Source organism: Mesorhizobium sp. M1A.F.Ca.IN.022.06.1.1 (genome assembly GCF_003952605.1).
GTDB lineage: Bacteria > Pseudomonadota > Alphaproteobacteria > Rhizobiales > Rhizobiaceae > Mesorhizobium.
Map to the genome: position 1 here is coordinate 5,491,494 of NZ_CP034455.1, position 12,712 is coordinate 5,504,205.

A 12,712-nucleotide genomic window follows, 5' to 3' on the forward strand; every position below is an offset into this window, starting at 1 on the left:
ATGACCCACCGTATTCTGATTCTCGGCGGAACCACGGAGGCCCGGCAGCTGGCGGGCAAGCTGGCTCGCCGGAAGGATTTCTCGATCACGCTGTCGCTCGCCGGCCGCACCGAAAGCCCCATGGCGCAAGGCGTCCCCATGCGTAGCGGCGGCTTTGGCGGCATGGAGGGATTGGCCGCCTACCTCCATCGGGAACAGGTCGATCTGGTGGTCGACGCCACGCATCCTTACGCGGCCCGTATGTCGGCCAATGCCGCTGAGGCGGCCAGGCAAACCCGCGTGCCGATGGTTGCGCTGCGGCGTGCCGGCTGGGAGCCTGTCGCGGGTGATCGCTGGACTTTCGTGGAGAGCGTCGCTGAAGCGGCCAAGGCGCTTGGCACGGCGCCGCGACGAGTCTTGCTGGCGATCGGCCGGCAGGAAGCCGGCGCGTTCGAGGCCGCTCCGCAGCATCGCTATCTCATTCGCAGCGTCGACCCGATCGAGCCAAAGCTGGCTGTGCCTGACGCAGTTTACCTTCTGGCGCGCGGGCCGTTCCCCGAAGCGGACGAGCGCGCGCTGCTTGAAAAATACGCCATCGATACCGTCGTTTCGAAGAACAGCGGCGGCGAGGCGACCTACGGCAAGATCGCCGCGGCGCGCGCGCTCGGCATCGAGGTGATCATGGTGCGCAGGCCGCCGCTGCCTGACGTTGCGTCGGCCGAGACCGTCGATCAGCTGGCTGCGATGGTCGATCATTTTCTCGACCCAGTTGCCGAACGCGGCGTGTAGACCAGCGCGGGCTTGTCGCCGCGCTTGATGATGCGGGTCTCGGGCGAGCCGATGATGACGCAGGTCGACATGTCGGCCTTTGCCGCATCGGCGTCGGCGAGCAGAAACACCTCGATGCGCTCTTCGGGCCGGCCGGCGGCGCGGCCGAAGATCACCGGGGTGGTGCCCGGCAGAATGGCCTTCAGGCATTCGAAGGCGCGGCCGAGCTGCCAGGGGCGGGCCTTGCTGATCGGATTGTAGAGCGCAATGACGAAGCCGGCGCCGGCCGCCGCCAGCAGACGCAGCTCGATCAGCTCCCAGGGTTTTAGATTGTCGGAGAGCGAGATGGCGCAGAAATCATGGCCAAGCGGCGCGCCGATGCGGGCGGCGACCGCGAGCATGGCGGTGACGCCGGGAACGACCGCGAGGTCGATTGACCTCCATTCTGGCGGACCGGCTTCGATCGCCTCGCAGACGGCGGCCGCCATGGCGAATACGCCGGGATCGCCGCCGGACACGACAGCGACGCTGTGACCTTCGGCTGCCTTGGCCAGCGCCTCGTTCGAGCGGGCTAGCTCTTCGCGATTGTCGGAGGCGATGCGGGTCTGGTCCTGTCGCAGCTCGAGCCGGTCGAGATAGGGCTTGTAGCCATAGAAGAAGGAAGCCTCCGTCACGGCGCGGATCGCCTCCGGCGTGACCTGATCGGCATTGCCGGGGCCGAGGCCGATCACGGTGAGGCGGCCGCTCAAGGCTTGGCTCCGGGAACTCCGGGACGCGCCGACCAGCCGGCGACCAGCACGATGGCGAAATAGGGGGCCTTGTCGTCCGGCTTTTCCGCGAGCCGCATCGACACGCTGCCCGGCATGGTGCCGCGCTCGACATAGACGGCCTTCGTCAGCTTGCCGGTCGCTTCCAGCGCGCGGCGGATCTTCGGCAGATTGCGGCCGACCTTCATGATGACGGCGGCATCGGTATCGGCCAGCCGTCGCATCAGCTCGAACTCGCTCATCGTGCCGGGAAGCACGGTCAGCACATCGTCGCCCTGGACGATCGGCAGGCCGGTCGCCGACCAACAGCCGGACATGGCGGTGATACCGGGAATGACTTCTGTCGGGAATCGGTGCGAGAGGCGCACGTGCAGATGCATATAGGAGCCGTAGAAAAGCGGATCGCCCTCCGACAGCACGGCCACCATCTTGCCGGCGCCGAGATGCCCGGCGACCTGTTCGGCGGACTGCTCATAGAAATCGGTGATCTGCGAGCGATAGTCGTCGTGATCCTTGTCGATCTCGGTCGTCACCGGATAGAGCAGCGGCAGCTCGACCATATCCGGGCGAAAGCGCGCCTCGACAATGGCGCGCGCGTTGCTGTTGTTGCCGCGCTTGGCGAAATAGGCGACAACGTCAGCCTCGGCCAGCGCGCGCGCCGCCTTCAGCGTCAACAGCTCCGGATCGCCGGGACCGGTGCCGACGCCGACGAGCCGGCCTTTGGGGAAAGCGTTCACAGGCCTGGCCTCGCCAATGCGTTGAGTGCTGCGGCCGTCATGGCGCTGCCGCCCAGCCTGCCGCGGACGATGGCGCAAGGCACACCGTAGGAGTTTTCCGCCAGTGCATCCTTGGATTCGGCAGCACCGACGAAACCAACCGGCATGCCGATGATGGCGGCCGGCTTCGGCGCGCCGTCGCGCAGTTTTTCGAGCAGATAGAACAGCGCGGTCGGTGCGTTGCCGATGGCGACCACCGAACCTGCCATGCGCTCGCTCCAAAGGTCGATAGCGGCGGCCGAGCGCGTGTTGCCGATTTCCTTGGCGATATCGACGGTGCGCGGGTCGCGCAGCGTGCAGATCACCTCGTTTCCGGCCGGCAGGCGGGCACGGGTGATGCCGTGGGCGACCATCTCGGCATCGCAGAAGATCGGCGCCCCGGCGGCAAGGGCGGCACGGGCCGCTTCAACGAAACCGCTGGAGAACACGAACTGGCTGGCTGCCTCGACCTGGCCGCAGGCGTGGATCATGCGGATCGCGACATCGGCCTCTGTCTCGGAAAAGCGCGACAAGTCCGCCTCGGCGCGGATGATGGCGAAAGAGCGCTCGTAGATCGCCATCCCGTCATGGATATAGTCGTAGGCGGCCATTCTTCAGTTCCGTCGATAGAGTTCGGCGATCTCAGTCGCGCCGAGCCTTGTGAGGCAAGCGGCGGCAGTCTCGCCGGGATGCCGTGCGTTTCGGATCGCCGCCGCAATGCCGGCGACCCCGCGCGCGGCGTCATAGCCCGGCCTGTATCCGGCAGGAAGGGTCTTTGCCGTCCCGTCCACGACAAGTCCGGCTTCGTTTTCGTCGCCGACCAGGGTGAGCCCCGCTGGGCCGGGATGGGCGCAGCCTTTGGCGCAGCCGGAAATGTGGAGGGTGAGGGAGGCATCGAAGAGATCGGGGCTTTCCGTTGCGATTTCTTCGGCGATGGCGCGGGTGGCGATGCGGCCGGAGGCGCAGGCGGGCGCTCCGGGGCAGGCGGCAATGCGGGTGCGCGGATCGGTGGGGGCGGTGATGAAGCCGAGGGCGGACGCGGAGGCTTGGAGAGAGGCGCTGGCGAATGGGGAGAGGTTGAGGAAAAGTAGGGTGCGGCCTGGGGCCATGCGGATTTCGGCCGAGCCCAGATCGGAGGCCCTGGCGGCGAGGTCGATGAGGTTCTGCGCCGGCATACTTCCGAAGGGCAGGCCGATGCCGAGGGCGTGGCTGCTGCTCAGGTCGAAGAGGCCGATGGGCGAATGCTGACGCCCTACGGCGCCCCCCTCTGTCCTGCCGGACATGTCCGGCAGGACAGAGGGGGGCGCGAAGGAATGCCAGCCTGCGAGCGAAGCCAACTGCCGGTCCGACAAATCCCGCGTGTGCGCCTCGCGGCCTTTTTCGGCCACCATCCTTAGTGCAGCCACCGCGATGTTGCGCGCCGTATCCTCGTCAACAGTGGCGAGTGACTTCGCGCTTTGGCTGTCACCGGCAACCGACACGCTCCACTGGACGCCGGCCACAGTCCGCACCGCCTTCAGCCGCACGTCAGCCGTCAGCGCGTCCACAGCCAACTGCCCGCCGCCGTCGACAACTACCGACACCTTCGGCCCCAGCCGTGGCGTCAGCCCGGCCTCTTCAACCGCCGCCCTGATCCGTTCCGCCAGCGGGCGCGAATCTGCAATCTCCTGCGGGTCGATACCCGCGAGCGGCCCGGTCTCCACCGGCACGCCCGTCCGCACCGCGATGCCCAGCGCATCCACTTCCGCCGCCAGCAGCCCAGCGCTGTCTGCGGTCAGGCCCCGGATCTGCAGGCTACCGCGAGCGGTCACTTCCATGATGCCGTTGCCGTGGCGCAAGGCGGATTCGCAAAGACCGATCAGCGACTTGGGTGCAAGCCCTCCAGGAACCGGATTGAGCCGCACCAGCAGGCCATCGCCGGTCTGCATCGGCGCGCTCAACGCGGGGCAGGCGCCACGACGCGAGAAGGCGTTCATGCCGCCACCTCGCTTGCCTGCGCCTCGGCGATCAAGGCCGTGAGATCGTCGTCGATGGAATTCCTGAGCGGATGCCAGAGACCGCGCCGTCGCGCAGCCAGGAATCGCTCAGCGATGACCTTCGCGGCGGCGGGATTTTCGCGCAGCAAGAAGGCTCGGACTTCCGCATCACCGATATAGGCGTCGTGCACCGCCTCGATCAGCGCGCCCGATATGGCATGCGTGGTCTCGGCGAAGCCGACCAGGCGGTCGACCGTCTCGGCGAATTCCGAGGCGCCGCGGGGGCCGTGGCGCATCTGCCCGGCAATGAAGCGCGGATTGACGGCGCGGGCCCGCACCACGCGCGACACCGCTTCGCCGACCGATCGCGGCCTCGGCTTCTTAGGGTCAGTCGTGTCGAGCACGATGACATCGGCATTCCTGCCAAGCGCGGCAAGTGCGGCCGAAAACCCGCCAATGAAGGCGACATCGGCCGAACCTTCGAGGATGTCGCGGCCCGGGTCGTCGCCGGTGTGGACAAGCAGGTCCGCGTCGGCGATGCGGCCCTCGAAGACGCCGGGCGCGGAGATGGCCTCACCGTCGGCGCCGCCATAGGCATGCGAGGTTGCTTCGAGATAGGCGCGGCCGATCTCTTCGCGCGCGCTCCATTCGCCGCGCGACAGCAATTCCTCGACTCCGGCGCCGTAAGTGCCGGGCGAGGTGCCGAAAATGCGCGGACCAATTTTGCCTTGGGCACGGGCCGCGGCGGCAAGCGGATTTTCCGAATCGTCCTCGTCGCGACCGGCGACGGCGCTGGCGGCGGCGCCGATCAGCGCGATCTGGGTCGGGAACATATCGCGAAACAGGCCGGAGATGCGCCAGGTGACGTCGACGCGCGGGCGGCCGAGGGCGGCCGGCGGCATCACCTCGATGCCGGTGACGCGGCCCGTTGCGGCATCCCATTGCGGCCGGCAGCCCATCAGCGCCAGGCCTTGCGCGATCTCCTCGCCGCCGGTGCGCAACGAGGCGGAGCCCCAGAGGTCGATGACCAACGAGCGCGGCCAGTCGCCATGGCTCTGCATGTAGCTGCGCACGACTTCTTCCGCCGCCGCCTGCCCGAGATCATAGGCCGTCGACGTCGGCATGGTGCGCGGATCGGAGGTGAAAAGGTTGCGGCCGGTGGGCAGGACATCGGAACGACCGCGCGCCGGCGCGCCTGCCGGTCCGGCCTTGATGTGACGCCCGTCGAGCGCAGCGAGCAGGGCGTCTTTTTCGGTCTCGGCGCTTTGGCGGCGCAGTGGATCGGCCTCTTCTTCCGGCGCGCGGCCATAGACATGCAGCCCGTCCTTGACGGCAAAATCCTTGAGGTCGCACAGCCACGCGTCGATGCGGCGCAGCGCCTCGTCCGGCACATCGGTTCCGGCAACTCCGGCTTCGGCAGCCAGCCCGGATTTCTCCGCTGTCTCGACGATGAGCCTGGCCAGACGGTCGCGGCGGCGGCGGTCGAGCCCGTCGGCTTGTGCGTATTCGTCGACCAGCCGCTCAAGCCTCTGTTGCGCCTCGTCGAGCCCGGCGCCGGTCAGCGGCGGCGGCAGGTGACCGAGCGTGACGGCCGAGATGCGGCGCTTGGCCTGCGCCGCCTCGCCGGGATTGGAGACGATGAAGGGATAGACAACCGGCAGCGAGCCGGTGACGATCTCGGGAAAGCAGGTGTCGGAGAGCGCGACCGTCTTGCCCGGCAGCCATTCCAGCGTGCCATGCGCGCCGACATGGACGATGGCGTGGACGCCGAGCGACTTTTGCAACCACAGGCCGAAGGCGATCAGCTCGTGGCGCGGGGGAAGGGTCGGGTCATGGTAGTCAGCGCGGCGGTCTGCGGAGCGGCCACGGTCGGGGGCCAGCGCCACGGTGACGTTGCCGAAGATGGCGGCGCGGAAGGGGAAGCTTGCGGAAGGAGGCGCTTGAACACCCCCTCTGTCCTGCCGGACATCTCCCCCTCAAGGGGGGAGATTGGCAGTTTCGCTGACGGCGCTTCTCCTCCAGCGTTGATGATTGGCGAAAGCATCGATGCAGGCGCAATCTCCCCCTAGAGGTGGAGATGTCCGGCAGGACAGAGGGGGCGCATTGACGTGAGCTTTGTCGTTGGCTCTCCCCCACGCTGCCTCAACCGTGTCGCGTGCACCTTCGGGAAGCGCTGCCGAAAAGGCGAGATATTCCTGTAAGGTGAGACCAAGTCCACCCACCTCCAACACATCCAGCAGCCCGCGTGGCGATTGTGGAATCCCATCAACCGCATAGCCCTGTTCCTTCAGGTCCTGCAGCATGGCGAGCACGCTCGACGGCACATCCAGGCCGACAGCATAGCCGGTGCGTCCGGGCGCGCTTGGATAATCCGGAATCAGGATCGCCAGCTTGCGTTCCGCCCGCTCCGTCCGTTGAAGGCGAATGATCGCCGCGACGCGAGCGGCGACCTGGGCGACGCGATCCGTTTCCGGTCGGTTGGCGAAGGCGCGGAAGGCCAGCGCCGGATCGGCGTCGATCTCGCCCTTGAAGGAGATCGCGCCGGCGAGGATACGGCCATCGAGCTCGGGCAGCACGACATGCATGGCAAGGTCGGCGGGCGCCAGGCCGCGCTGGTTTTTCTCCCAGACTTCGCGCCGCGTCGTGGCGACGATGACCTGGAACACGGGCACGCCGGCACGGTCGAAGAGCGTTTCGGCACCAGGCTCGGCACCGGAAGCGAAGGCGGTTGCAGTGACGATGGCGGACGGGTTCAACGAGGTGATGGCGGTTTCGACGAAAGCCAGCGATACCGGGTCCTTGAGGCTCGAAACAAAGATCGGCATTGGCGTCATGCCCTGCGAGCGAAGGGCATCTGCGAGTGCATCGATTGGCGCGACGTCCGCGGCAAGCAGCATCGAGCGGTAGAAGAGGATGGGGATGACGGGGGCACCGACGCTGTCGATGTTGAGCTCCGCCACACCCCCCTCTCTCCTGCCGGACAGAGGGAGGTGTGACGGATCGCCGACGTTCAAGAAGACTGATTTCGCGACAACTCCGATTCCTGGTTGATAGTACCCCGCCTTCGGCACGCTCACCGGCTCGGCCACGGCCGTATCCGACCCGGCGAGCCTTGCCAGTCTTTGCACCAGCGCGCTCATGTTCGCCGGGCCGCCTTCGCGGAAATAGCCGAGCAGGGCGTCGAGTTCGGCGCGCGGCAGGGTCGAGGCTTCGATCAGCCGCTGGTCCTCGTCATGGCTTTCGCCCGGCAGCAGCGCCAGCTTGATGCCGCGCTCGCGTGCGACCGCGGCGAGCTGGTCGGAGCCATAGCGCCACCAGTCGTAGCCGCCCAGGATGCGGACGAGGACCACCTTGGCGTGACGGGCAACGCTGTCGATCCAGAGGTCCACCGACATCGGATGGCGGAGATCGCGAAGTGCTGCCAGCCGCATCGACGGCAGCCGCGCGGCGTCGGCCTTCCACGCAGCGGCGAGGCCGGCGAGATCGCTGTCGGTGAAGGACAGGGCCACGACATCCGCAGGCGTCTGCCTGAGGTCGATCGGCTCGGCGAGATCGTCGAGCGAGGCGGATGTCGTGGTGAGGATGTGCATCGCGGTTCGGTCTTGCCTCAGCCGGCGAGGATACGCTCGATCGCCGGGCGGTTCAGCCCCTTGAGGCCGATGACGACGAGCCGCGATCGGCGGTCGTCGTCCGGCGTCCAGGCGCGGTCGTAATAGTGATTGACGCGCGGGCCGACGGCTTGGAGCAGCAGCCGCATCGGCTTGCCGCCCACCTCGACAAAGCCTTTGACGCGCAGAACGTTTTCCTGCTCGGCGGCGAGAGCGACGCGCTTTGCCAGCTCATCCGGACTGGCGATGGACGGGATATCGAGGACGAAGGAGTCGAAATCGTCATGCTCATGGTCGAGCTCGTCATCGTGATGGGTCTTGCGGTTCTCGACGTCGTCCTCGACGGCGAGGCCAAGACCGAGCAGCACCGACGGGTCGACCTTGCCCTGTGCGGTCGGCACGACCTTGACCGCGCGCGCCACGTGCTCGCCGATAACGGCATTGGCGCGGACTGAGCCCGCCGCGTCCATCAGATCGCTCTTCGACAGGATGATGAGGTCGGCGCAGGCGATCTGGTCCTCGAACACCTCTTCGACCGGATCATCGTGGTCGAGGGAATCGTCGGCGGCGCGCTGCGCCTGCAGGGCGTCCATGTCGGAGGCGACGCGGCCGTCGGCCAGCGCCGGACCGTCGACCACCGCGATGACGCCATCGACCGTGACGCGGCTCTTCACCGTCGGCCACTGGAAGGCCTGGACGAGCGGCTTCGGCAAAGCGAGGCCGGAGGTTTCGATCAGGATGTGGTCGACCTTCGGCGTGCGCGACAGGATCTGGTCGAGCGCCGGCACGAAATCGTCGGCGACGGTGCAGCAGATGCAGCCATTGGCGAGCTCGACGATATTTTCCTCTGGGCAGGTGTCGATGCCGCAGCCTTTCAGGATCTCGCCGTCGATGCCGACATCGCCGAATTCGTTAACGATGATCGCCAGCCGCTTGCCCTTGGCGTTTTCGAGCAGGTTGCGGATCAGCGTGGTCTTGCCGGCGCCGAGAAAGCCGGTGACGACAGTGCAGGGAACACGGGAGAGGGATGCGGTCATGTCAGTCCTTCAGCAGGTCGAGGGGAGGGAGGCGGGCAACCAGGCCGCGCTTGAGGGAATCGGGCCGGCCTCGCCAGGGGATGAGGCCGTCGGTCGAGGTGGCAAAGAGCTTTGCGCCGGTGACGAGGTCGGCGCCGCTGGTCGTTTCCAGGTCACCGAAGACATAGCTCCAGCAGCCGTCGCGCAGCAGCGCCGCGCTCAGGCGGCGTTTGCAATTGCCGAGACACTCGACGGTGCGGATGCGGATTTTCTCGTCCGGCGCGGCGCGGCGCGCGTCTTCGGCAAGGAGGGCGCCGGCGCGCGGATGCGCGTCCGAACCGGTCTCATCGCGGCAGGAGGAGCAGACGATGACGGTCACTTCCGATAGCGCGTCGCGAGGTTCGGACGAAATGTCCGCGGTATTAGCCGGAAAACTGACGTTGCGATCCAAAACCAGGCTCCTTGCCCGGAAAACCCGCCGAGCGATCGGATTCTCATGTCTCAGACGGCAGGTCTCCTGGCTCGCGGGTCGTCGCCTTGCGCCGCCTTCCCGGGAACATCCCAGTGGTTTTCGGCTGAGGCTCGTCGCTCACAGTTGCGGGGACAGCCGCGGATTTGGGTTTTCCCGCACCGCATTCCCTCTTGGCTCCTCCCCTTGCCGGGAGGAGACCGTCTGCGGCGGATTTAGGCTTAGAGGTGCTCGCATGTCAACGCGCGGCTACGACACCGAAATGTCGGCCAACGCCGGCCCAAGGTCGCCGCCCGGCATCACCTCGATGGTTTCCAGGCCGAGCCATGCCTGCATCTGTTTCAACTCATCGAAGAGCTGTGCGGCCGTTTCGGCGGGAGCGCCGGCTTCGGCAAAAGCCGCATGGACGCGCAGCACTCCGGCCGGGCGGTCAGCTCTCAGATCGACCCGGGCAACGATCCGGTCGCCGAGTAGGAAAGGCAGCACGTAGTAGCCGTACTGGCGCTTCTCGGCTGGCGTGTAGATCTCGATGCGGTAGCGGAAGCCGAAGAGCTTCTCGGTGCGCGTGCGTTCGAATACCACCGGATCGAAGGGCGCGAGCAGGGCGCGGGCCTCGATCCGGCGCGGAAAGCGGGCGTCCTTGTGGAGATAGGCGGGCTTGTCCCAGCCTTCGACCTTCACCGGCAGCAGTTCGCCCATCTCGACCAGTTCCTCGATTCTGGCCTTCGTATCGCCAGGCGCCAGGCGGAAATAGTCACGCAGATCGCCATAGGTTGCGATGCCATGGGCGCGGGCGGAAATGCGCAGCAATTGGCGATGCGCGTCCTCGACCGAGGGCACCGGCAGGTCGAGGATGGCCTGCGGCAGAACCCGCTCGGGCAGGTCGTAATAGCGCTCGAATCCTCGCCGGTAGGCGGTGGTGATGCGCCCGGCCCAGAACAGCCATTCGAAAGCGTGCTTGGCCTCGCTCCAGCCCCACCATCCGCCATTGCCCTTGTGGCCTTCGATGTCGGAGGCGGCGATCGGCCCGCGTTCCGCGACTTGCCCGTAGATCTCCTCGATCATCGCCTTGCGCTCGCGGCCCCATTTGGCGAGGCCGAGATACATTTCCTCGCCTTTCTCGGCCCGCTGCATGCGCCAGCGCATCAACGGATAGGTCTCGACGGGCAGGAAGGAAGCCTCATGGGCCAGTATTCGAAGACGGTTCGCTTGCGCGTGACGGCCGCGTTGTCGAGCAGCGCAAGCGGGTAGGGGCCGAGGCGCGAGTAGAGCGGCATATAGTGGGCGCGCACAGCGCGCGGTAGTAGGCCGAGTAGAGCGATATGGCGCGCACCACGGCGCTGACGGAATCGATCTGCAGCAGGCCAGTTCGGGAAAGCACGCGGGCGAGATGGCGACGATCGGGCGTGCCGGCAGGCCGCGCATCGGTAAAACCCTGCGCGCCGAGCGCAATGCGCCTTGCTGCGGCGAGCGAGATCTTTTCTTTCATCCAGCTACCTTGCCCTGATCCTTTGCCGGGGTTTCCAGTCGGTGATTCCGGCCATGCTAGCAGGCAAATGGCGGGAGATATGTCAGGATAGAAAAGTGGAGTAAAACATGAAGGAAATCAAACAGGAGCGGATCGGACCAGTTTCTTCCGATATGGCGTCCAGGGCCGGATTTTGAAGAAGGTTTGACTTGCGTCGCCGAAACCGCTGCGCTAACCCTCGCCGCGTCGCAGCATAGGCCACCTAAAACGGTTCAGCGGGTTAAACTGTCACGCTTCCGCCTTAGAGTCCGTTGCTGTAATCAAAGTGAACTGGCCGCCGAAGGAAAGTCGCCGCATGAGCGCACTCCTAAGTTCGTATCTGCCCATCGTGCTCTTCATCGCAGTGGCGATGGTCGTCGGCCTGGCGCTGATCGTTGCGCCGTTCCTGGTTGCCTACCGCAATCCCGATCCGGAAAAGCTTTCCGCCTATGAATGCGGGTTCAACTCATTCGACGACGCCCGCATGAAGTTCGACATCCGCTTCTACCTGGTGTCGATCCTGTTCATCATCTTCGATCTCGAGGTCGCCTTCCTGTTCCCGTGGGCGGTGTCCTTCTCCAAGCTCGGCATGCTCGGCTTCTGGTCGATGATGGTGTTCCTGGCGGTGCTGACCATCGGCTTTGCCTATGAATGGAAAAAAGGAGCGCTGGAATGGGATTGAACGACAGTTCAGGCACCCTCGTCGCGCCGAAGCCCAAGGGCATCATCGATCCCAACACCGGCAGGCCGGTGGGGGAGGACGATCCCTTCTTCCTCGAGATCAATAATGAGCTGGCCGACAAGGGCTTCCTTGTCACCTCGACCGAGGCGCTGATCACCTGGGCGCGCAGCGGCTCGCTGATGTTCATGACCTTCGGTCTCGCCTGCTGCGCGGTCGAGATGATCCACACCTCGATGCCGCGCTATGACTCAGAGAGGTTCGGCGTCGCGCCGCGCGCGTCTCCGCGCCAGTCCGATATCATGATCGTCGCGGGCACACTGACCAACAAGATGGCGCCGGCGCTGCGCAAGGTCTATGACCAGATGCCGGAGCCGCGCTACGTCATCTCGATGGGTTCGTGCGCCAATGGCGGCGGCTATTATCACTATTCCTATTCGGTGGTGCGCGGCTGCGACCGCATCGTGCCGGTCGACATCTATGTCCCCGGCTGCCCGCCGAGCGCCGAAGCGCTGCTCTACGGCATTCTCCTGTTGCAGAAGAAGATCCGCCGCACCGGCACGATCGAACGGTGAACCAATGGCCTTGGCGTTGCACGAACTCTCCACCTATCTCGGCGAGAAGCTCTCCGGCCGCATCGGCGAAACGGTGCTTGCTTATGGCGAACTGACGGTTTGCGTCGAGCCGGGCAACCTGACCGAGGTCGCGACCTTCCTGCGCGACGACCCGCGCTGCCAGTTCGTCTCGATCATCGACATTTGCGGCGCCGACTATCCGTCGCGTGCCAAGCGCTTCGACGTCGTCTACCACCTGTTGTCGCCGAAGCAGAACGTCCGCATCCGCCTCAAGGTCCAGGCCGACGAGGAGACGCTGGTGCCGTCGCTGACCGGCGTCTATCCCGGCGCCGACTGGTTCGAGCGCGAGACCTATGATCTCTACGGCGTGCTCTTCTCCGGCCATCCGGACCTGCGCCGCATCCTCACCGACTACGGCTTTGAAGGGCATCCCCTGCGCAAGGACTTCCCGCTGACCGGCTTCGTCGAGGTTCGCTACGACGACGAGGCCAAGCGGGTCATCTATGAGCCGGTGGAATTGAAGCAGGAATTTAGAAACTTTGACTTTTTGAGCCCATGGGAGGGAACGGATTACGTCCTTCCGGGCGATGAAAAGGCGAAGCCAAATTGAGGC

At 65.9% G+C, this 12,712-nt stretch carries 10 protein-coding genes, 2 pseudogenes and 1 riboswitch; of the genes and pseudogenes, 4 read left to right on the forward strand and 8 right to left on the reverse strand.

Annotated elements, in window-relative coordinates:
* Window positions 1-768: a cobalt-precorrin-6A reductase gene (locus EJ078_RS26100; RefSeq protein WP_095826230.1), complete on the forward strand. Its 768-nt coding sequence runs from the start codon at window positions 1-3 to the stop codon at window positions 766-768.
* Here the strand turns inward: EJ078_RS26100 and EJ078_RS26105 are convergent.
* The 8 genes and pseudogenes from EJ078_RS26105 to EJ078_RS26140 form a co-directional block, all read right to left on the reverse strand.
* The gene (locus EJ078_RS26105) at window positions 732-1,496 is read right to left on the reverse strand and encodes a precorrin-3B C(17)-methyltransferase (protein WP_095801991.1); all 765 of its coding nucleotides are present in this window, start codon (window positions 1,494-1,496) and stop codon (window positions 732-734) included. The genes EJ078_RS26100 and EJ078_RS26105 overlap by 37 nt on opposite strands.
* Entirely contained in the window at window positions 1,493-2,251 is a 759-nt protein-coding gene (locus EJ078_RS26110) for a precorrin-2 C(20)-methyltransferase (protein ID WP_127216847.1), read from the reverse strand. The genes EJ078_RS26105 and EJ078_RS26110 overlap by 4 nt, the downstream gene beginning before the upstream one ends.
* Window positions 2,248-2,880, reverse strand: a complete 633-nt coding sequence (locus tag EJ078_RS26115) for a precorrin-8X methylmutase (RefSeq protein WP_066998742.1) — start codon at window positions 2,878-2,880, stop codon at window positions 2,248-2,250. The genes EJ078_RS26110 and EJ078_RS26115 overlap by 4 nt, the downstream gene beginning before the upstream one ends.
* Window positions 2,881-2,883: 3 nt before the next feature.
* Window positions 2,884-4,245 (reverse strand): precorrin-3B synthase, encoded by a 1,362-nt coding sequence (gene cobG, locus EJ078_RS26120; protein WP_127404027.1) that lies wholly within the window; start codon window positions 4,243-4,245, stop codon window positions 2,884-2,886.
* Window positions 4,242-7,835 (reverse strand): annotated as a pseudogene (gene cobN, locus EJ078_RS26125) (cobaltochelatase subunit CobN). Before cobN ends, cobG begins: the two are co-directional and overlap by 4 nt.
* A gap of 17 nt (window positions 7,836-7,852) precedes the next feature.
* Window positions 7,853-8,890, reverse strand: coding sequence for a cobalamin biosynthesis protein CobW (gene cobW / locus EJ078_RS26130; RefSeq protein ID WP_127215166.1), 1,038 nt, complete (start codon window positions 8,888-8,890; stop codon window positions 7,853-7,855).
* Window position 8,891: 1 nt separating this feature from the next.
* Window positions 8,892-9,320: a DUF1636 family protein gene (locus tag EJ078_RS26135; protein WP_095826209.1), complete on the reverse strand. Its 429-nt coding sequence runs from the start codon at window positions 9,318-9,320 to the stop codon at window positions 8,892-8,894.
* 38 nt (window positions 9,321-9,358) lie between these two features.
* A riboswitch (cobalamin riboswitch) is annotated at window positions 9,359-9,558 on the reverse strand.
* 29 nt (window positions 9,559-9,587) lie between these two features.
* Window positions 9,588-10,827 (reverse strand): annotated as a pseudogene (locus EJ078_RS26140) (winged helix-turn-helix domain-containing protein).
* Window positions 10,828-11,161: 334 nt separating this feature from the next.
* On the opposite strand from EJ078_RS26140, the gene EJ078_RS26145 reads away from it, so the two are divergent.
* The 3 genes from EJ078_RS26145 to EJ078_RS26155 are packed head-to-tail and all read left to right on the forward strand — an operon-like array spanning window position 11,162 to window position 12,709.
* The gene (locus EJ078_RS26145) at window positions 11,162-11,527 is read left to right on the forward strand and encodes an NADH-quinone oxidoreductase subunit A (RefSeq protein WP_027169002.1); all 366 of its coding nucleotides are present in this window, start codon (window positions 11,162-11,164) and stop codon (window positions 11,525-11,527) included.
* Window positions 11,518-12,099 (forward strand): NADH-quinone oxidoreductase subunit B, encoded by a 582-nt coding sequence (locus EJ078_RS26150; protein ID WP_013531090.1) that lies wholly within the window; start codon window positions 11,518-11,520, stop codon window positions 12,097-12,099. The genes EJ078_RS26145 and EJ078_RS26150 overlap by 10 nt, the downstream gene beginning before the upstream one ends.
* 4 nt (window positions 12,100-12,103) lie before the next feature.
* The gene (locus EJ078_RS26155; RefSeq protein WP_066998762.1) at window positions 12,104-12,709 is read left to right on the forward strand and encodes an NADH-quinone oxidoreductase subunit C; all 606 of its coding nucleotides are present in this window, start codon (window positions 12,104-12,106) and stop codon (window positions 12,707-12,709) included.
* Window positions 12,710-12,712 lie beyond the last annotated feature (3 nt).

Excerpts from the sequence above, each read along its gene's own strand:
- EJ078_RS26100 (WP_095826230.1), top strand. The coding sequence starts at position 1 with ATGACCCACCGTATTCTGATTCTCGGCGGAACCACGGAGGCCCGGCAG.
- EJ078_RS26115 (WP_066998742.1), bottom strand. The coding sequence starts at position 2,880 with ATGGCCGCCTACGACTATATCCATGACGGGATGGCGATCTACGAGCGC.
- cobG (WP_127404027.1), bottom strand. The coding sequence starts at position 4,245 with ATGAACGCCTTCTCGCGTCGTGGCGCCTGCCCCGCGTTGAGCGCGCCG.
- cobW (WP_127215166.1), bottom strand. The coding sequence starts at position 8,890 with ATGACCGCATCCCTCTCCCGTGTTCCCTGCACTGTCGTCACCGGCTTT.
- EJ078_RS26145 (WP_027169002.1), top strand. The coding sequence starts at position 11,162 with ATGAGCGCACTCCTAAGTTCGTATCTGCCCATCGTGCTCTTCATCGCA.
- EJ078_RS26150 (WP_013531090.1), top strand. The coding sequence starts at position 11,518 with ATGGGATTGAACGACAGTTCAGGCACCCTCGTCGCGCCGAAGCCCAAG.
- EJ078_RS26155 (WP_066998762.1), top strand. The coding sequence starts at position 12,104 with ATGGCCTTGGCGTTGCACGAACTCTCCACCTATCTCGGCGAGAAGCTC.